General features: G+C 66.8%; 17 protein-coding genes. 13 read left to right on the forward strand and 4 right to left on the reverse strand.

Annotated features, from left to right (window positions below):
* Nucleotides 1-171: 171 nt before the first annotated feature.
* From T9R20_RS01620 to T9R20_RS01670, 11 genes are all read left to right on the forward strand, one after another.
* On the forward strand, nucleotides 172-2,031 hold the full coding sequence (locus tag T9R20_RS01620; protein WP_416182926.1) for a glycoside hydrolase 5 family protein: 1,860 nt from the start codon (nucleotides 172-174) through the stop codon (nucleotides 2,029-2,031).
* Nucleotide 2,032: 1 nt separating this feature from the next.
* Nucleotides 2,033-3,055, forward strand: a complete 1,023-nt coding sequence (locus T9R20_RS01625) for an ROK family protein (protein WP_322410819.1) — start codon at nucleotides 2,033-2,035, stop codon at nucleotides 3,053-3,055.
* 104 nt (nucleotides 3,056-3,159) lie between these two features.
* Nucleotides 3,160-4,086, forward strand: coding sequence for a sugar phosphate isomerase/epimerase (locus T9R20_RS01630; RefSeq protein WP_322410820.1), 927 nt, complete (start codon nucleotides 3,160-3,162; stop codon nucleotides 4,084-4,086).
* A complete protein-coding gene (locus T9R20_RS01635; RefSeq protein ID WP_416182927.1) occupies nucleotides 4,083-5,069 on the forward strand; it encodes a 3-hydroxyacyl-CoA dehydrogenase family protein in 987 nt (328 codons plus the stop codon). Before T9R20_RS01630 ends, T9R20_RS01635 begins: the two co-directional genes overlap by 4 nt.
* Before the next feature lie 5 nt (nucleotides 5,070-5,074).
* Nucleotides 5,075-6,817: a dihydroxyacetone kinase family protein gene (locus T9R20_RS01640; protein ID WP_322410822.1), complete on the forward strand. Its 1,743-nt coding sequence runs from the start codon at nucleotides 5,075-5,077 to the stop codon at nucleotides 6,815-6,817.
* The gene (locus T9R20_RS01645; protein ID WP_322410823.1) at nucleotides 6,810-7,280 is read left to right on the forward strand and encodes a ribose-5-phosphate isomerase; all 471 of its coding nucleotides are present in this window, start codon (nucleotides 6,810-6,812) and stop codon (nucleotides 7,278-7,280) included. The genes T9R20_RS01640 and T9R20_RS01645 overlap by 8 nt, the downstream gene beginning before the upstream one ends.
* Nucleotides 7,280-8,086, forward strand: a complete 807-nt coding sequence (locus T9R20_RS01650; protein WP_322410824.1) for a triose-phosphate isomerase family protein — start codon at nucleotides 7,280-7,282, stop codon at nucleotides 8,084-8,086. The genes T9R20_RS01645 and T9R20_RS01650 overlap by 1 nt, the downstream gene beginning before the upstream one ends.
* Complete coding sequence (locus tag T9R20_RS01655) at nucleotides 8,086-8,805, forward strand: L-ribulose-5-phosphate 4-epimerase (RefSeq protein ID WP_322410825.1); 720 nt, start codon at nucleotides 8,086-8,088, stop codon at nucleotides 8,803-8,805. Before T9R20_RS01650 ends, T9R20_RS01655 begins: the two co-directional genes overlap by 1 nt.
* Nucleotides 8,802-10,427, forward strand: a complete 1,626-nt coding sequence (locus tag T9R20_RS01660) for a xylulokinase (RefSeq protein ID WP_322410826.1) — start codon at nucleotides 8,802-8,804, stop codon at nucleotides 10,425-10,427. Before T9R20_RS01655 ends, T9R20_RS01660 begins: the two co-directional genes overlap by 4 nt.
* The gene (gene araA / locus T9R20_RS01665) at nucleotides 10,427-11,938 is read left to right on the forward strand and encodes an L-arabinose isomerase (RefSeq protein WP_322410827.1); all 1,512 of its coding nucleotides are present in this window, start codon (nucleotides 10,427-10,429) and stop codon (nucleotides 11,936-11,938) included. Before T9R20_RS01660 ends, araA begins: the two co-directional genes overlap by 1 nt.
* Before the next feature lie 30 nt (nucleotides 11,939-11,968).
* Nucleotides 11,969-12,187, forward strand: a complete 219-nt coding sequence (locus tag T9R20_RS01670; RefSeq protein WP_322410828.1) for a LacI family DNA-binding transcriptional regulator — start codon at nucleotides 11,969-11,971, stop codon at nucleotides 12,185-12,187.
* Nucleotides 12,188-12,261: 74 nt separating this feature from the next.
* Here T9R20_RS01670 and T9R20_RS01675 read toward each other — a convergent pair whose 3' ends face one another.
* The 4 genes from T9R20_RS01675 to T9R20_RS01690 form a co-directional block, all read right to left on the reverse strand.
* Entirely contained in the window at nucleotides 12,262-13,305 is a 1,044-nt protein-coding gene (locus T9R20_RS01675; protein WP_322410829.1) for a hydroxyacid dehydrogenase, read from the reverse strand.
* A 3-nt stretch (nucleotides 13,306-13,308) separates the two neighbouring features.
* Complete coding sequence (locus T9R20_RS01680) at nucleotides 13,309-14,100, reverse strand: carbohydrate ABC transporter permease (RefSeq protein WP_322410830.1); 792 nt, start codon at nucleotides 14,098-14,100, stop codon at nucleotides 13,309-13,311.
* Nucleotides 14,101-14,218: 118 nt separating this feature from the next.
* The gene (locus tag T9R20_RS01685) at nucleotides 14,219-15,181 is read right to left on the reverse strand and encodes a sugar ABC transporter permease (protein ID WP_322410831.1); all 963 of its coding nucleotides are present in this window, start codon (nucleotides 15,179-15,181) and stop codon (nucleotides 14,219-14,221) included.
* Nucleotides 15,182-15,216: 35 nt separating this feature from the next.
* Nucleotides 15,217-16,530, reverse strand: coding sequence for an ABC transporter substrate-binding protein (locus T9R20_RS01690; protein WP_322410832.1), 1,314 nt, complete (start codon nucleotides 16,528-16,530; stop codon nucleotides 15,217-15,219).
* Nucleotides 16,531-16,685: 155 nt separating this feature from the next.
* On the opposite strand from T9R20_RS01690, the gene T9R20_RS01695 reads away from it, so the two are divergent.
* Both T9R20_RS01695 and T9R20_RS01700 read left to right on the forward strand, forming a co-directional pair.
* Nucleotides 16,686-17,321 (forward strand): hypothetical protein, encoded by a 636-nt coding sequence (locus tag T9R20_RS01695; RefSeq protein WP_322410833.1) that lies wholly within the window; start codon nucleotides 16,686-16,688, stop codon nucleotides 17,319-17,321.
* Complete coding sequence (locus T9R20_RS01700; protein WP_322410834.1) at nucleotides 17,311-18,348, forward strand: LacI family DNA-binding transcriptional regulator; 1,038 nt, start codon at nucleotides 17,311-17,313, stop codon at nucleotides 18,346-18,348. Before T9R20_RS01695 ends, T9R20_RS01700 begins: the two co-directional genes overlap by 11 nt.
* The last annotated feature ends 29 nt before the right edge of the window (nucleotides 18,349-18,377 follow it).

The raw sequence follows: 18,377 nt of genomic DNA on the forward strand, positions 1-18,377 counted from the left end.
CGGCCCCGGCATCCCCGGCAACGTGAACGATTCCCCCTCCCACCATCTCAGACCACTTCGCACGCCAACAGGAGACTCACGATGAAGCGACAGTCCGCGACGATCACAGCCAACGGAGAGGCGGAGGTCTGGTTCGGGGCCAACTTCTGGTCCCGCGGAGGCGGACCGCGGATGTGGAGCGAGTACGACGCGGGACTGGTCGAGAGCGAGCTGATTGCGATGCGCGACCTGGGAATGACGATCACGCGCAGCTTCATGTACTGGCCGGACTTCATGCCCACCCCGCATTCGCTGGACACTCAGGCGCTGGCGAATTTCCGGCACTTCCTCGACCTTCACGAGAACCTCGGGATGGGAACGATTCCGACGTTCCTCGTCGGCCACATGTCGGGTGAGAACTGGGACCCCGAGTGGCGGCAGGGACGCAGTCTCTTCGGCGACGTCTGGTTCGTCGCCCGTCAAGCGTGGTACGTGCGAGAGGCGACGGCAGCGTTTGCCGACCATCCGGCGGTCAGGGGATGGCTGCTCACGAACGAAGTGCCTATCTATGCGGACTGGAAGACGCGCGGCGTCGGCACGGTGAACCACGAAGAGGTCACCAGCTGGGCCCAGATTCTGATCGATGCCATCCGTGCGGGGGGTGGTCGCCAGCCCGTATCCGTAGGTGACGGTGCGTGGGGGGTGGAGGTGCTCGGGGCCGACAGCGGTTTTCGAGTGCGGGAACTTGCGCCGTTGGTCGACTTCCACGGACCTCACGTCTACCGGATGGAGAATGACCCCGTGCGCCAGCACCTGGGGGCAGCGTTCATCTGCGAGCTCCTCGACATCGAGGGCCGCCCGGTGGTCATGGAGGAGTTCGGGGTCAGCAGCGACTACGTCAGTGGTGACAACGCCGCTCACTACTACCGCCAGGTCCTCCACAACACCTTTCTCGCCGGCGCACGCGGGTGGCTGGCGTGGAACAACACTGATTACGACGCGCTCTTCGAGCGAGCGCCGTACTCTCACCACCCATTCGAGATGCACTTCGGACTGACTGACGCGGGTGGCGCCGCCAAGCCGCAAGCGCTGGAGATGAAGCAGTTCGCCGACCTGATGCACCGGCTCGGTGTGGAGCACCTCACGCGCCCGGACACCGACGTCGCGCTTGTGATCCCCGCCTACCTGGAGAGCCTCTTCCCTTTCACCCAACCCGAGGACGCCGCTTCGGTCTTCGAAGTCAGCCGTCAGGCGTATGTCGCCTCGCGAGAGGCGGACCTACCGATCGGCGTGGCCCGGGAAGCCGACGGGTTACCGGACGACTGCGCGCTCTACCTGCTTCCTTCGGCGAAGCAGCTCACCGCCCCGTCCTGGAAGCGCCTCCACGAGCGGGTTGCGGACGGCGCGATCGTCTACGCGTCCGTGTTCCACGGGGAGCACGGCGTGCAGCGAGGTCCGTGGTGGCCGAATCTCGACCAGACGTTCGGTGTCGTCAAGCAGTCACGGTACGGCCTGGTGGAACCGGTCGATGAGAAGACAGTCACCCTCCGATTCGTTCAGGCATTCGGCCAGATCGCCGAGGGCGAGCAGCTCACCTTTCCGGTCGCCGGCACTCCGAACTCCCGAGCGTTTCTCCCGGTCGTTGCCGCATCTGCGGATGTGGTCGCGGTGGACGGGGCCGGTCGGCCGGCGTTGCTGCGAAATCGTGTCGGCCGAGGCGAGTTTGTGCTCTGCACCTACCCGCTGGAGCATTTCGCGGCTCGGACACCGGACGTCAATCCGGAGCCGACGTGGAGGCTGTACGCCGCCCTCGCGACCGAAGCCGGCGTCACCGTCCATGTGAGGAGCGACGACCCGCGCGTGCTCGTGGATCGCGTCGACCACGCCGACGGTCGCCACTTTGCATGGTTCGTCAGCCAGGCGTCGCAACCGCTCGTGATCGCTCCGCGCTACGAGGGTGAACTGAGAGACCTCTCCGGCGACGTGATCGAAGAGATCGCACTCGACGCCTTCGGCGTGGTGGTTGTCGAGCATGTCCCGGTGGCACGCTGACATGACAAGTCCAGCCCCCCGCAGAGGTGTCGACGACGCCGAGGTCGTGCTCGCCATTGACATCGGCGGCACGAAAGTGTCGGCCGCGCTCGTGGCACCTGAGGGTCGCATCATCGAGGGGTCCAAGGCGCGACGCGCGACGGGCCGCGACCTGAACTGCGAGGGCTTCACGGCAGTCATCGACGATCTCATCCGCGAAGCGCTGCAGTCCCTTCCGGTCGGCCGGTCCATACGCGCCGTCGGAATCGGGTCGGCCGGGCCGGTGGAGAGGTCTGCAGGGTGTGTCAGCCCCGTCAACCTGCCGGCGTTGAAGGCGTTCCCGATCCGCGACGTCGTGGCCACCCGAGTGCCTGGCGTGCCCGTGCGTCTGGCCCTGGACGGAACCTGCATCGCCTTGGCAGAACACCGCCTCGGGGCGGCGCGGGGAGCTCGCAACTCGCTATCCATGGTGGTCTCGACCGGCATCGGAGGCGGATTCGTCATCGAGGGCAGGGTGGCCCACGGATCCACCGGCAACGCCGGCCATATCGGGCAGACGAGAATCGAACCGTGGGAAGGCGGGGACCCGCACCACGGCACCCTCGAGGCGATCGCGTCCGGGCCGAACACGGTCGCCTGGGCACGCGCGCGCGGATGGCACGGTTCTTCCGGTGAGGATCTCGCCATCGCCTATTCGGCCGGGGATCGAATCGCGCGCGAGGCCGTCACCCGATCGGCCCGCGCAGTGGGCCAGGCCATCGCGAACGCGTGCACGCTGCTCGACCTCGACGTCGTCGTGCTCGCGGGCGGGTTCGTCGACGTTGCGGAGGATTACACCGCCATCGCACAGGACCACGCTCGGGAGGTCGCTCTGCTGCCGTACGCACGCGAGGCGCTGGTCATCGGCACGGGGCTCGACGGGGACGGACCCATCCTGGGGGCCGGATTGGTTGGCCTTCTCGACGAGGGTCAGTCGCACGACGAGTTCCGGCGACGACGAAGAGATCCGGCGTCCCCAAGCGATAAGGGGCGCGATCTTCCATGACACCGCTCAGCGAGTTGGCCTCCTTCGCCGCTGGTGCGCAACGACGACCTGCGGCTCCTGGACGTGCCTCGAGACCGATCGACCCGTGGCTCATCGGGATATGCATGCACCCGTTCCGCCCCGTCGACCGTCATGGTGTTGCGCTGCACGACGCACCTGCCGAGCGGTGGGACGAGCTCTTCCGCGACGTGAGTCGCGCCGGTTTCACGGCGCTCGAGATCGCGGACAGCCACATCCGACCAGCCGACCTGACCACCTCGCGGCGTAACGAGCTCCTTTCTATCGCCGCAGACAACGACGTGACGCTGCTGTCCGTCCACGTGCAGCGCCAGAGCGTCATCCAAGCCGGCGTTGGTGAAGCCAATCTGGCCTACGCCCACCGAACCATCGACGCGATCGCGGAAATGGGGATGCAGGTCCTCTCCACCGGACTGCATCAGCCGTTGACAGCCGCGCAACGAGACGCCGCATGGTTCTGGACTGTTCCTGGTCACGCGGATCCTCGGGACGAAGACATTCGAGCCCTCGCCGTGAAGCGGTTGCGCGGACTGGGACGCCATGCGGCCGAGGTGGGTATCCCAATCTCCCTCGAGATGTACGAGGACACCTACCTGGGAACCGCCGACAGTGCGGTCCGGCTGCTCGAGGAAATCGGCCTGGACAACGTCGGCCTGAACCCGGACATCGGCAATCTGATCCGCCTGCACCGACCGATTGAGGACTGGCGGGCAGCGTACGAAAAAACCCTGCCGTACGCGAACTACTGGCACATGAAGAACTACGCCCGCGACGAGATCGGCGGCGGTCAGGCATACAGCTGCGTGCCCACCACCCTCGAACTCGGTTTCATCAACTACCGCGACGTCGTACGCACCGCAGTCCAGGGCGGATACCGAGGCCCCTTCCTGATGGAGCACTACGGCGGCGACAGCCTCGGGGTCAGCGCGACCAACAGACGGTACCTCCAAGATCTGCTCGCGTCCGACGCCTCACCCCGCAAGCATGAACCACTCGCCCTACGAAGGAGATGACGATGACCAACCGAGAGACGCGGTCCGTGTATGCCGTGGTCGGCAGTGGATACATGGGCGGGGGAATTGCCCAGGCCCTCGCACTATCCGGAGCAGAGGTGCGGGTCGCCGACGTCGACCTAGAGGTGGCACGAAGCAACCGCGAACGGCTGATCACCGAAGCGCAGCAGTACAGTCGCGAGGGTCTCTTCCCGGATCATGCCGCGGACACCATCGCCGAACAGCTCACCGCGGCCACGGTCGAAGACGCCGTGGTTGGTGCGAGCTTCATCGAAGAGGCGGTCCCGGAGAAGATCCAGATCAAGCACACCACGCTGGCACGTATCTCCGCCGCTGCAGATCCCACCGCGATCATCGGAACCAACACCTCGACGATCCTCATCCGGGAACTTGCCGAGGCGGTGACGAACCCGGCCCGGTTCCTCGGCGTCCACTTCTCCAATCCGGCACCGTTCATCCCCGGCGTCGAGCTGATCCCGCACGACCATACGAAGCCGTCCGTTGTGGCGTCGGTAGAGAGGATCATCGAATCCACAGGCAAGCAGATCGCAGTGGTGAAGGATGCCGTCGGGTTCGTGCTGAACCGCCTGCAGTACGCGCTGTTCCACGAGGCCACACAACTCGTGGAGGAGGGCGTCGCAACGCCCGACGACATCGACACCATCGTGCGGACCACTTTCGGCTTCCGGCTTCCGTTCTTCGGGCCGTTCGCGATTGCCGACATGGCCGGCCTGGACGTCTACGCATTCTGTTATGCCTCGTTGCAGACCGCATTCCCTGAGAGGTTCGCCACTCCGCAGATCCTGAAGGAGCTGGTCGATGCGGGAGCGCTCGGAACGAAGTCCGGCGCCGGGTTCCTCGACATCCCAGCAGACCGCACCCATGAGCTGACCGCCTACCGCAATAAGGCATACGTCGCCATGGGTGAACTGCTGCGCGAACTCGGACCCGCTCCTGCGCGGGTGGCCGAGCGGGGGCGCTGATCTCCATGACGCGCCTGTGGAACGATCCGTCTGCGTTTGCGAACGAGATGATCGACGGCTTCGTGGCCGCGCACGGCCGCTACGTCCGGCGCGTAACCGGCGGAGTGGTGCGCAGCACCGTGAGCCCTGCCGGCCAGGTCGCGGTGGTCGTGGGCGGCGGGTCGGGCCACTATCCCTCGTTCGGCGGGCTCGTCGGACAGGGCCTCGCGCACGGTGCCACGATGGGAAACCTGTTCGCGTCGCCGTCGACGCAGCAGATCTATGCGGTGGCGAAGGCTTCGGAAAACGGCGGCGGCGTGTTCCTCAGTTACGGCAACTATGCCGGCGATGTGCTCAACTTCGACGCAGCTCAGACGCGCCTGCGCGCCGAGGGCATCCGGTGCGAGACCGTCACCGTGACCGACGACATCTCCAGCGCCCCCGCCGACGAGGCGCACACCCGTCGGGGTATCGCGGGCGGTCTCACCGTCTTCCGCACCGCCGCTGCGGCAGCCGAGGCGGGCTACAGCCTGCCCGACGTGACCCGCGCGGCGCGCCTTGCGAATGACCGCTGTCGGTCGTTCGGCGTCGCCTTCACCGGGTGCACGCTGCCCGGCGCAGATCAACCCCTCTTCAGGGTGCCGGAAGGTCGCATGGCCATCGGGCTCGGCATCCACGGTGAGGCGGGTCTCGATGAGACCGACGTCCCCACCGCGGACGAGCTCGCGGAACTTCTCGTGTCGAGGCTGCTCGCCGAGCGTCCGGCGAGTGCCGACGCGCGAGTCGTACCGATCCTGAACGGACTGGGCTCGGTCAAGTACGAGGAGATGTTCATCGTCTACCGGCGCATCGCTGAGCTTCTGGAGGCTGTCGGACTCGAGATCGTCGACCCGCACGTGGGCGAGTACTGCACGAGCTTCGACATGGCGGGCACCTCGCTCACTCTGTTCTGGCTCGACGATGAGCTCGCCGATCTCTGGGAGACCCCCGTGGATACTCCCGCGTACCGGCGCGGATCTGTCGTCCGCGCGCAGCAGCATGCGGACGCCCCTGTCGCCGTCGTTGCCAGGGACGAGGTCATCGCTCCCGGCGATGAGGGGTCGCGAGCCGTCGCCAAGACGGTGGTCGCCGCCGTGCAGGCGATCGTCGAGACGCTCGATGCGAATGTCGACGAACTCGGCCGGATGGACGCGATCGCGGGCGACGGAGACCACGGCATCGGCATGCAGCGGGGGTCGCACGCCGCACTGGCAGCGGCGCTCGCGGCGGCCGGCGCCGGTGCGGGCGCCGGGACGACTCTCTCCCACGCGGCGGATGCCTGGGCCGATCGCGCCGGTGGCAGTTCGGGCGCGCTCTGGGGAGTGATGCTGCGCGCCGTTGCCGCCCAGCTCGGAGATCAGGGCGGTCCCGATGCCGCCGCCGTCGCGACCGGTGTGGCTGCAGCATCGCGCGAGGTCACCGACTACGGCAAGGCCGAGGTCGGCGACAAGACTCTCGTCGACGCCCTCGTTCCGTTCAGCTCCACGCTTTGGCAAGAGGTTGCCGCTGGAGCATCCCTCACCGACGCATGGTGCGCGGCCGCGGCCGCCGCGACGCGAGCGGCTGCGGCGACGGCGGATCTGATCTCCCGCGTAGGCCGTGCTCGCACGCACGGACAGAGCAGCCTCGGAACCCCGGACCCGGGCGCGCACTCGCTCGCGCTCATTGTGACTGCCGTGGGCGACCTGCTCGCGGCCCGAACCTCAGTGGCGGGGAGCGCGCATGCCTGAACCCCTGCGAGTCGTGATCGGCTCCGACGACGCCGGCTTCGACTACAAGGAGATTTTCAAGAAGGATCTCGAGCAGAACGCCGGCGTTGTGTCCGTCGTCGACGTGGGTGTGGACGCCGAGGGGCATACGCCCTATCCGAGGGTGGCAATCGAGGCTGCTCAGCGCGTCGCGGCCGGTGATGCCGACCGCGCGCTGCTCATCTGCGGGACCGGGCTCGGGGTCGCGATCGCGGCCAACAAGGTTCCCGGGATCCGCGCTGTCACGGCGCACGACAGCTTCTCCGTCGAGCGTGGCGTGCTCTCCAACAACGCGCAGGTCCTCACACTGGGACAGCGCGTCGTCGGCATCGAACTCGCCCGCCGTCTGGTCCGCGAGTGGCTCACCTACCGATTCGATGCCTCTTCGGCCTCCGCCGACAAGGTCGCCGTCATCGACGAGTTCGAGGTCACGGGTACCTGTTGATGTCCGCGCAGATCACCGTGGCTGTGAGCCTCAAGACGTACTTCGGGCAGGCGCGAGCGCGCGCATGGTTCGCAGAAGTCGCTCCGCGCGCGTCCGCGCATCCTGCCGTTTTGGGCGGGGACGTCCGCCTCATCGTCATACCTACCTATCTGCAGATCGCCCCCGCACTCGACGCCTTCGCCGGCACCGCGGTGCTTGTCGGTGCTCAGGATGTGTCGGCTTTCGGCCCAGGCCCGTACACGGGCGAGGTGACTGCTTCCGAGTTGGCGGAGCTCGGCGTGACGGTCGCCGAGGTCGGCCACGCCGAGCGCAGACGACTCTTCGACGAGTCCGACGGCGTGACGGCCGCGAAAGCGAGCGCAGCTCTCGCCCACGGTGTGATTCCGGTGGTGTGCATCGGTGAGAGCGAGCGACTCGGCGGCCCTGCGGCCGCGCTCGCCAACGTCGAGCAGCTCACGGCCAACCTCAGGGGACTTGCTGCAGGACCAGTGATCGTGGCCTACGAGCCGACCTGGGCCATCGGGGCTGCGGAGCCGGCCCCCGAGGAGCACATCGCGGCCGTGACGCGTGCTCTTCGAGGAGCCCTGAACGCGGACGCCGCTCGCGTCGACAGCGTCGTCATCTACGGAGGCTCGGCGCGCCCCGGACTGCTCACCGGTCTCGGTGACAGCGTTGACGGGCTCTTCCTGGGTCGCTTCGCGCACGACCCCGGCGCCCTCATCGCAGTGCTGGACGAAGCAGCCGCTCTTGCCGATGAGCGCCGCATCCTCACGCCTTGCGCGTCCGACGGATGGCGGACGAGCTGATGACGAGCGCGGAACTGCAGGCAGCGATCGACGCGGTGCGCGCCGACACGGCGGCCCTCCACGCCCAGCTGGTGCGTTACAACCTGATCGTGTGGACCGGCGGAAACGTATCGGGCCGGGTGCCCGGTGCGGACCTGTTCGTGATCAAGCCGTCGGGGGTCTCGTATGACGACCTGGCGCCGGAGAACATGATCCTGTGCGACCTGAACGGCAACGTCGTGCCGGGGACGCCGGGCAGCGACCGCAGCCCGTCGAGCGACACCGCCGCGCACGCGTACGTGTACCGGAATATGCCCGGTGTCGGGGGAGTGGTGCACACCCACTCGACGTTCGCGGTGGCGTGGGCGGCGCGCGGCGAGGAGATCCCGTGCGTGATCACGGCGATGGCCGACGAGTTCGGCGGGCCGATCCCGATCGGTCCGTTCGCGATCATCGGCGACGACTCGATCGGCCGCGGAATCGTCGAGACGCTGACCGGCCACCGCTCGCGCGCGGTGCTGATGCAGAACCACGGGCCGTTCACCATCGGGGTCTCGGCCAAGGATGCGGTCAAGGCCGCGGTGATGGTCGAGGATGTCGCCCGCACGGTGCATTTCGCGCGTGAGGCCGGGCCGCTGATCCCGATTCCGCAGGAGGCGATCGACCGCCTCTACGACCGTTACCAAAACGTCTACGGCCAGTCCACGGACGCGCGCCGCGACGCGGAGGAGACCCCGTGACGGCGGGCATCGCGCAGGCGATCCGCGACGGTCGCGCGGTGCTGGGCATCGAGCTCGGCTCGACCCGCATCAAGGCGTGCCTCGTGCTGGCCGACGACCCGTCGACGGTGCTCGCGGTGGGGAACCACGCGTGGGAGAACCGGTTCGTCGACCGGCTGTGGACGTACGCGATCGACGATGTGTGGGCGGGGCTGCAGGCGGCCTACGCCGACCTGGTCGCCGACGTCGGCGACCGCTACGACGTCGCGCTCGAGTCGCTGGCCGCGATCGGCGTGTCGGCGATGATGCACGGGTACCTGGCCTTCGGCGAGGACGGTGAGATTCTCACGGGGTTCCGCACGTGGCGCAACACCAACACCGACCGCTCGGCCGCGGTGCTGTCCGAGCTCTTCGGTCTCAACATCCCGCTGCGCTGGTCCATCGCCCACCTGTACCAGGCGGTGCTCGACGAGGAGCCGCACGTCACCGACGTGCGCTTCTTCACGACCCTCGCCGGCTACGTCCACTGGAAGCTCACTGGGCGCAAAGTGCTCGGCGTGGGCGACGCGTCGGGCATGTTCCCCATCGACTCCGCCACACACGACTACGACGCCGGCCTGCTCGAGAAGTTCGACCGGCTCGTGTCCGGCTCCGGGTTGCGTCATCCGTTGATCGACCTCCTGCCCGAGGCCCTTCGAGCCGGTCAGACGGCGGGCGAGCTGACCGCTTCGGGCGCTCTCCTGCTCGACCCGACGGGAATGCTCCACGCCGGCGCGCGCCTCTGCCCGCCGGAGGGCGATGCCGGAACGGGAATGGTGGCTACCAACTCGGTGGCCACCCGCACAGGCAACGTCAGCGCCGGCACGAGCATCTTCGCGATGGTCGTGCTCGAGCGTCCCCTCAAGAACGTGCATCACGAGCTCGATCTCGTGACCACGCCCGCAGGTGACGCGGTGGCGATGGTCCACTGCAACAACGGCGCGAGCGAGCTGGCCGCGTGGGTCGGCCTGTTCATGAGGTTCTCCGCCGCCTCGGGCCAGCGTGTGACGGACGACGAAGTGTTCGACACGCTGTTTCGCGAGGCAATCGGGGGCGAGTCGGACGCGGGCGGCTTGCTTTCGTACAACCATCTCGCCGGTGAGCCGATCGCCGGCCTCGCCGAGGGCCGTCCGCTGTTCGTGCGCACGCCCGACAGTCGCTTCACCCTCGGCAACCTGATGCGGGCTCAGCTGTATGGCGTGTTCGGGACCCTGGCCCTCGGGATGCGCGTGCTAGCCGACGAAGGCGCAGAACTGGATCGCATGTTCGCTCACGGAGGTCTGTTCCGGACGGCGGACGTGGCCCAGCGGTTCCTCGCCGGCGCGCTCGACGTCCCGGTTTCGGTTGGAGCGACGGCTTCGGAGGGCGGGGCGTGGGGTATCGCCGTTCTCGCTGTGTTCCGTCACGTCGTTGCGCGAGGGGACACATCGGATCTCTCGTCGTTCCTCGATACCCGTGTGTTCGCGGGTGTCGACGTAAAGACCGTTATGCCCGATCCGGCGGACGTCAGCGGCTTCGCCGATTATCTCCACCGCTACCGCCTCGGCCTCGCGGTCGAAGCATCCGCCGTCGCCACCCTCCGATCCGAAGGACTCGCACTCTAATGACCCGTCAGCCCCTCGTCACCTCTCTCGATCAGTACGAGGTGTGGTTCGTCACCGGCAGCCAGAATCTCTACGGCGAGGAGACGCTGCGTCAGGTCGCCGAGCAGTCGCAGGCGGTCGCCGAGGGGCCCGCCGGTCTTCCCGTTAAGGTCGTATGGAAGCCGGTCCTGAAGGACTCCGACTCGATCCGCCGCCTCGCGCTGGAGGTCAACGGCCGTGACGACGTGGTCGGCGTGATCGCGTGGATGCACACCTTCAGCCCGGCGAAGATGTGGATCTCGGGGCTGGATGCGCTGCAGAAGCCGCTGCTGCACCTGCACACGCAGGCCAACGTGGAGCTGCCGTGGGCGGATATCGACTTCGACTTCATGAACCTCAACCAGGCCGCGCACGGCGACCGCGAGTTCGGCTACATCCAGACCCGCCTCGGCGTGGCCCGCAAGACCGTCGTCGGCCACGTGTCGAACCCGGTGGTCGTCCGGCAGGTCGAGGACTGGCAGCGCGCGGCGGCGGGCTGGGCGGCCGTGCGGACCCTGAAGCTCGCGCGGTTCGGCGACAACATGCGCTACGTCGCGGTCACCGAGGGTGACAAGACCGAGGCGGAGATCCGCTTCGGGGTGCAGGTCAACACGTGGGGTGTGAACGGGCTGATCGAGGCGGTCGAGGCCGCGACGGATGCCGACATCGACGTGCTCGTGCAGGTCTACCTCGACTCCTACGACGTCGCCGACGACCTCAAGCCCGGCGCGGAGCGGCACCAGTCGCTGCGCGACGGCGCCGCCATCGAGCTCGGGTTGCGTTCGTTCCTCGAAGAGGGCGGCTTCGGCGCGTTCACGACCTCGTTCGAGGACCTCGGCACCCTCAAGCAGCTCCCCGGTCTCGCGGTGCAGCGGCTCATGGCCGAGGGGTATGGATTCGGTGCCGAGGGCGACTGGAAGACCGCGATCCTGGTGCGGGTGGCCAACGTCATGGGTGCGGGCCTTCCCGGCGGCGCGTCGCTGATGGAGGACTACACCTACGACCTCGTCCCCGGCTCCGAGCGCATCCTCGGCGCCCACATGCTCGAGGTCTCCCCGTCGCTCACGTCGGCCAAACCGCGCCTCGAGGTGCACCCGCTCGGCATCGGCGGCAAGGACGACCCGGTGCGGCTGGTGTTCACCGCCGACCCCAGCCCCGCCCTCGTGGTCGCGATGAGCGACATGCGCGACCGCTTCCGCCTGGTCGCTAACGTCGTGCAGAACGTCGACGCCCCCGACCTGCCGAAGCTGCCCGTCGGCCGCGCCGTCTGGGAGCCGGCGCCCGACTTCCCCACGAGCGCCGCGTGCTGGCTCGCCGCCGGCGCCGCCCACCACACCGTGATGACCACCGCGGTGGGCATCGAGGTGTTCCGCGACTTCGCCGAGATCGCCAAGTCCGAACTCGTCGTGATCGACGAAGACACCACCGTGCGCTCGTTCCAGCGCGAGCTTCGGTGGAACCAGGCGTACTACCGACTCGCCCAGGGCATCTGAGCGAGCGCACAGCCGAGAGCACAGCGAATCATGGCCGTCGACAACGATCTCCCCGAAGTGGTCCCCACCATCTACGATGTTGCCCTTCTCGCCGGCGTCTCGCACATGACCGTGTCCCGAGTGATCAACGGTGCCGGCCACGTCCGCGAACGAACGAGAAACAACGTGATCGATGCGATGCGCACACTGAACTACGTCCCGAACGCGGCCGCTCAGGAGCTTGCGCGGCGACAGTCCAAGAAGGTGTAAGGCGCCCAGCGGCAGGTCGCAGTGCGATTCAAGATTCCTCGCGTTGGCCCCCGCACGGCCGGGAGAGGCCGCCCTCACCCAGCAGTCGGGGCCAAGCGAACCGCGATGGGCCGATCGTCGGCCCCGACGGACCTGACGAGCGCCCCGCGCCGATGCAGGTCGTATTGATCCATCACCGCGTGTGCGAGCGCGTGCAACTCCCGGCCGCTGCTGCCCGCGATATGCGGGGTGAGGATGACGTTCTCAAGGTCGTAGAGGGCAGAGTCCGGCGCGAGGGGCTCGGACTCCGTGACATCGAGCGCTGCGAAGAGGTCGGGACGAGCGCGCAGGGTCCGGACGAGTGCCGCCTCGTCGATGATCGCTCCGCGGGACGTGTTGATCAAGGTGGCGCCCTCCTTGAGGGAGCGCAGCTGCGCTTCGCCGACCAGGCCGACCGTCTCAGGAGTGATCGGCGTGTGCAGACTGACGACGTCTGACTCTTCGAACAGTCGGTTCAGGTCCACGAACTCCACGCCGGGGACCGCGTCGGAGTATGGGTCGAAAGCGAGAATCCGTATGCCGCCGATGCTCGCTAGACGGGCAGCCACTAGGCGTCCCACGCGTCCTAGAGAGACGAGCCCGACAGTAGACCCGACGATGCCGGAACTCGGCAGTGAGGCGTCCCAGTCCCGCGTTCTGCGCAGTCGCGCTGCGGCGTGCCACCCGCGCTTGAGGGCGTACACGATCTCCGCCGAAGCGAACTCGGCAGTCGGGCGGGTGTTCTCCTCGATCGCCGAAACAACAGGGATGCCGCGTCGCCAGAACTCCGGCGTGGCGAGCGATCGGACGGATCCCGCCGCGTGAAGCACGAGTTTGAGGTTCGGCATCGCCGGGAGCCCGTCGAGCGGCGGTGCTCCCCACCCCGTGATGAGGAACTGAGCCGAGGCGAGCTGCTCCGGGGTGTACCGTCCGAGGTCGGCCCCTGGTGTGCCGATCACGTCCAATCGCTTGGCCAGGCGCCGGCGTTCCGCGGGACCCCACACCCTTTCAAAAATGGTGGGGGACATCAGCACGATGGCCCCGGGTCGTGGTGCGTCGGAGTGCGCGACGCCGATAGCGCCGTCTGTCGTCGTCCTCATGCGCTATTTGACGCTCCCCGCCAGGCCCTCGACGAAATAGCGTTGCGCGACGAGGAAGAGCAGCACCATCGGCACGATCGCGATGGTCGCGCCCGCCATGAGCAGAGGCCACTGCACTCCCGCTTCACTCTGAAAGCTCGACAGGCCCACCTGGATGACACGGAGCCCTTCGCTACGGGTCACCAACAGCGGCCACAGGAAGCTGTTCCAGCTCCATTGCACCTGCATGACGGCGACGACGGCGATCGCGGGCTTGATCAACGGGGTCATGATGCGCAGATAGATTCCGAACTCGCCCACTCCATCGATCCGCGCAGCCTCGGCCAGCTCCTTGGGAAGCGCCAGGTAGAACTGACGGAACAGGAAGGTGAAGAACGGCGCGGCAAGCGGCGGGATGATCAATGCCCACCACGTGTCGAGCCAGCCCGATCCGCCTTGACCAAGGATGTCGTTCCCTCCGGCCAGCGGGATCATCTTCACGATGAGGAACTGCGGAATGACGACGACGTATGTCGGGATGGAGAGCATCGCGATCGTCAGGAGGAAGGTGATGCGCGCGCCCCGGAAGGGCAGGCTGGCCAGCGCGTAGCCCGCCATGCTGCACATGATGACCGTGCCGACGGTGTGAGCGACCGCCAAGATCACCGAGTTGAGGACATAGATGTCGAAGTTCGCTTCCCCCCACGCTTCGACGTAGTTCTGCCAGCGGAACCCGCTGGGAATGATGGATTCCTGCATCGCGGACGTGCTGGTCTGCAGCGAGGCCAGAAGCATCCAAATGAACGGGGTGATCATCACGAGCGCCCCGGCGGTGAGCGCGAGGTAGAGCAGCGTCTTCGTGACGGGACGGAGGTTGCGCGAAGAGCGCCTCCGCCTCGAGGAGGGTCGTACAGCGCGAAGAGCTGTCCTGGTGTCAATGGCCACGACGAGCCTCCAACAGTCGCTTGATCCCCACGCCGGCCAGCAGCACCCCGATGATGAGCAGGAACAGGACTACTGCCTCCGCGCACGCGTAACCGAACTTGAATCGCTGAAACGCATTCAAGTAGATCTCGTAGGTGATCACCGTGGAGGAATAGATCGGCCCACCCTCGGTCATCGCGTAAACCTGGTCGAACACCTGAAACGAGGCGATGACAGACGTGATCAGTACGAAGACGTGCGTCGGTCCGAGCATCGGAAGCGTGACGTGGAAGAACCTCTGCCAAGGGCTCGCGCCGTCGATCTCGGCTGCCTCGAGCACCTCGCCGGGCAGATTCTGCAGACCAGCCAGATAGAGGATGATCTTGAAGCCCAGCGCCTGCCAGATGCTCATGATGATGATCGCCAGGAGGGCTGTCTGCGGATCCTGCAACCACGCGATGCGGCCGAACCCGAAGAAGCTCAGAACGATGTTGAACAAGCCGGTGTCAGGGTTGTACAGCGAGGTCCAGACGATCGCGATCGCAAGAGTCGCGGTGACCTCCGGGAGATAGAACGCTGTCCGATACCAAGCGCGTGCTTTCAGCCGCTGGTTGAGCGCCACCGCCACGGCGATCGAGATCGCCATCGAAACCGGTACCACCGTGGCGGTGAAGATCAGCGTGTTGACGAGTGCTGTGCCGAATCGCGCGTCGCCGGCCAATGCGACGTAGTTGTCGAGACCGATGAATTCCGGAGCGCTCAGGAATCCGTAGTCGAAGAAACTCAGCACGAACGAAACGACCGCGGGGATCGCGAGGAATATCACCAGGTGGGAGGTCGCCGGGAACGACAGCCACCATCCCGTTCGACGTTGGTTGCGAAGGATGGTGCGTCGCGAGGGCGGAGCTGGGGGCACGCCGCCCTCGCGACGACGGTGTCCGACCGCGGAGGGGCGGATCACGGTCGCAGTCATGGTGGGAAGTATCTCTTTCGCTGCGTTGAGATGGATCACTCAGCGGCGGCGATGGCTGCGTCTGCCTTGGCCGCAAGGTCGTCGAGTGCCGACTGGGCATCGGCCCCGCCGACGATCACCGACTCCAAGGCAGGGCCGAAGTCGTTGCGCGTGTCGAGCCACGTGGTCGGTCCGCCCTCGAAGGCGGCGTCGTCAATCAAAGCGATGAACGCGGCGGATGCCGCGTTGTCGGCGACGCGAGGGTCCGTCCACGAAGACATCGTGGACGGGAACGTGTATGTACTCGCGGTCGTCGAGAAGGCGACCTCGGGGTTCTCGGTCATGTACTTCACGAGCGCGGCCGCCGCCTCGGGGTTCTTCGCACCCGTGGTGATCGAGGACAGCGTGCCCCCGAGAACGACAGAGCCGGGATCAGAAGTGGTCTCACCGGGGATCGCGAAATATCCCAGCTGCTCGCAGATCTCGGGGGTGATGATCTCGGGGTCGTCGCACGGCAGGTACGCCCCATAGAGCGCCATAGCTGCCTTACCGCTGACGATCGGATGCTGCGGCGCACCGCTCTCGAATCCGACGTCCACCACCTTGTCATCATTCACCAGTGAATCGAGGAACTCGAGGGCGTCGACACCCTCGGCCGAGTTGAACGTCGCCTTCGTCCCATCGTCATTGAACTGCGAGCCGCCCTGTGCCGCGAGGAACCCGGTGAAATTCTGTCGGAGGTTGTCGGTCACCGCGGTGAAGCCGGCCTGGGTGAGAGAGCCGCCGCCGTCACGCTCAGTCGTCATTACGGCCGCGTCGCGCAACTCGTCCCAGGTCGACGGCGGAGCCTCGGGATCGAGGCCGGCCGCCTCGAACGCCGCCTTGTTGTACACCCCGATCAAGCCTTGCGTGACGAAAGGTACCGCATATACGTTGCCGTCCCACTGCGAGGCCTGTACGGCCGCCTCGGGGAAGTCGGCCTCCAGCGCCTCGGGAGTGAACCCGAGCTCGTTCAGCGGTGCTAGCACGCCTTTGGACGCCAGCGGGGGGATCCATCCCACTCCGATCTGAACGATGTCGGGAAGAAGCCCGCCCGCAAGACCGGACGTGATCTTCTCGCCTAGCTTGCCGTAATCGGTGTAGTCGACCGTGAGAGTGACCTCGGGATACTGCTCGCGGAATCCGGCGAGCGACTCGTCGAACGCCTCCTTCGCGGAGTCGCTGGCGAATAGGGGGGTGAGCATGGTGAGCTCACCCGAAATGTCGGACGACGAGCCGGCGCCCCCGTCCGCCGTCTGGGATGAGCACCCCGACAGCACCAGGCCAGCCAGGCCGGTCAGTGCGACCACCCGGATCAGCTGCTTCTTCATGAGACCTCCACGTTGAGGGCCGCGAGACATGCCGCGGCATCGGGGAACGGATCTGCTGAAACGTTCTGGCACAATTATCGGCGGAGGTTGTCCCACTTTGTCAAGCCTGGTGCTGTAACCTTTCGGCGGGGCGGCAGCTCGAAGAGGAGGGCACCTTGACTGAACACCCTCCGGCAGGCTCGCAGATCGCGTCGCGACTCCTGCAATGGATGCGACTACCCGCCGAGTTGGCGATCCTCGGGGCGTGCTGGCTGGTGACCGCCTTGCCCATCGTGACGGTCGTGCTCGCGTCATCCGCACTTCATCACGTCCTGGCGGAGCGTGAACGGGACGACGAACTCCGCCTGGTCGCCGCCTATCTCGCTGGCATTCGTTCGACGTGGCGTCTCGCCGTCCGTCTGACGCTCGTCGTCCTTCCGTTCGGTCTCGGTGTCATCGCCCTCGGGTTGGTGATCGGTGCCTCTGCATCAACTCCCGCCGCCTTCCTCGCCCTTGGCGTGCTGATCGTTCTCACAACTGCCGGCGTTGCGCTGCTGTCGACCATTCTGACTGTCTGTGTCCACGCTGCAGACCAGCCGCGCGCGCGACTGATTCGCAGAGCGGTCGTACTGTGGGTCTTCTACCCCGGCGGCCCGCTTGTCGCGGTCGTCGTCGGGGCTACCGCCGTCGCGGCCGTGAGCCAATCGTTCTGGATAGCCGCCCTGTATGCCATCAGTCTGCCCGCCTGGCTCACCGAGCGGTGGAATCAGCGAGCGACGGCCCGCCTCGAGGAGCGCACCGATGCCCAATAGCCAGGGAACACCAACGCTTCGCGACATCGCGCAGTTGGTGGGGGTCTCGATCGCGACCGCGTCCGCCGCGCTCAACGGCTCCGGACGAGTGTCGGCCGATACCAGGGCGCGCGTCGCCCAAGCTGCGGAGGCGCTCAAGTATGTGCCGAACCTGGCGGCACGAAGTCTGCACAGGGTGCGCACCAACGTCATCGGTGTGCTCGTCGGGCACCTCTCGCCGGCGTCGTTCGAGATCGTCACGGGTATCAATGTGGAAGGCCGCGCACAGGGGCGGCAGTTGCTCATCAGCACCACGGAGATCGACGCACTGGATGAGGCGCGCCGCGTCCGCGACCTTGCGGGCGGCCTTGCCGACGGTCTTATCCTGATCGCGCCGGTCAGTCCGCCCGAGAGGCTGGCGGATTTCCGCGCCCTGGACGTCCCGATCGTCCTGGCAAACTATCGGCGTCAAGGGTCAATGCTGCCCATCGTCTACGGAGAGAACATCCAAGCATCCGCGGCCCTCACGGAACACCTCCTGGCGCTGGGGCACCGACGTATTGCCTTTGTGCGCGGAACAATCACGAGCGGTCAGAGCGATGAGCGCGAGCGAGGGTTCCGTCTCGCACTCGCAAAGGCAGGAATCTCTGTCGATGAGAGCCTCGTCTACTCTGGGGACTTCACAGCGAACGCCGGACTTGCCGCCGCGAAGGAGATCGTTGCGCTGGGAAGCGCGGGTCCCACGGCGGTCCTGGGGGCGAATGATCAGACGGCGAGAGGCCTCGTCCTGGGTTTCGTCGAAGCCGGGAGGTCGGTCCCCCGCGATTACTCCGTGACCGGATTCGACGGCGCGCCCATGGAACGCCTCCGTCCCGACCTCACCACCGTGCAGCATCCATTCCGTGAGATCGGCACCGAAGCAACGCGTCTCCTCGCGGGCCTGATCGAACTCGATCCTGTAGAACGCGGATCCCACACGCCGGAGATCGAGATACCCAGCCATCTCGAGATCCGCGACAGCACCACCGTGCCACGGCGCGCGCCATGACCCGCGCCAGGTTCGAGCTCGGCCTGGCC

Origin of the sequence: Microbacterium invictum (assembly GCF_034421375.1) — a bacterium.
GTDB classification, from domain to species: Bacteria; Actinomycetota; Actinomycetes; order Actinomycetales; family Microbacteriaceae; genus Microbacterium; species Microbacterium invictum_A.

Bases quoted from the DNA above. Each gene is read 5' to 3' on its own strand.
- T9R20_RS01620 (WP_416182926.1), top strand. From the start codon at position 172: ATGTGGAGCGAGTACGACGCGGGACTGGTCGAGAGCGAGCTGATTGCG.
- T9R20_RS01625 (WP_322410819.1), top strand. From the start codon at position 2,033: ATGACAAGTCCAGCCCCCCGCAGAGGTGTCGACGACGCCGAGGTCGTG.
- T9R20_RS01630 (WP_322410820.1), top strand. From the start codon at position 3,160: ATGCACCCGTTCCGCCCCGTCGACCGTCATGGTGTTGCGCTGCACGAC.
- T9R20_RS01635 (WP_416182927.1), top strand. From the start codon at position 4,083: ATGACGATGACCAACCGAGAGACGCGGTCCGTGTATGCCGTGGTCGGC.
- T9R20_RS01640 (WP_322410822.1), top strand. From the start codon at position 5,075: ATGACGCGCCTGTGGAACGATCCGTCTGCGTTTGCGAACGAGATGATC.
- T9R20_RS01645 (WP_322410823.1), top strand. From the start codon at position 6,810: ATGCCTGAACCCCTGCGAGTCGTGATCGGCTCCGACGACGCCGGCTTC.
- T9R20_RS01650 (WP_322410824.1), top strand. From the start codon at position 7,280: ATGTCCGCGCAGATCACCGTGGCTGTGAGCCTCAAGACGTACTTCGGG.
- T9R20_RS01655 (WP_322410825.1), top strand. From the start codon at position 8,086: ATGACGAGCGCGGAACTGCAGGCAGCGATCGACGCGGTGCGCGCCGAC.
- araA (WP_322410827.1), top strand. From the start codon at position 10,427: ATGACCCGTCAGCCCCTCGTCACCTCTCTCGATCAGTACGAGGTGTGG.
- T9R20_RS01670 (WP_322410828.1), top strand. From the start codon at position 11,969: ATGGCCGTCGACAACGATCTCCCCGAAGTGGTCCCCACCATCTACGAT.
- T9R20_RS01675 (WP_322410829.1), bottom strand. From the start codon at position 13,305: ATGAGGACGACGACAGACGGCGCTATCGGCGTCGCGCACTCCGACGCA.
- T9R20_RS01680 (WP_322410830.1), bottom strand. From the start codon at position 14,100: ATGATCACCCCGTTCATTTGGATGCTTCTGGCCTCGCTGCAGACCAGC.
- T9R20_RS01685 (WP_322410831.1), bottom strand. From the start codon at position 15,181: ATGACTGCGACCGTGATCCGCCCCTCCGCGGTCGGACACCGTCGTCGC.
- T9R20_RS01690 (WP_322410832.1), bottom strand. From the start codon at position 16,530: ATGAAGAAGCAGCTGATCCGGGTGGTCGCACTGACCGGCCTGGCTGGC.
- T9R20_RS01700 (WP_322410834.1), top strand. From the start codon at position 17,311: ATGCCCAATAGCCAGGGAACACCAACGCTTCGCGACATCGCGCAGTTG.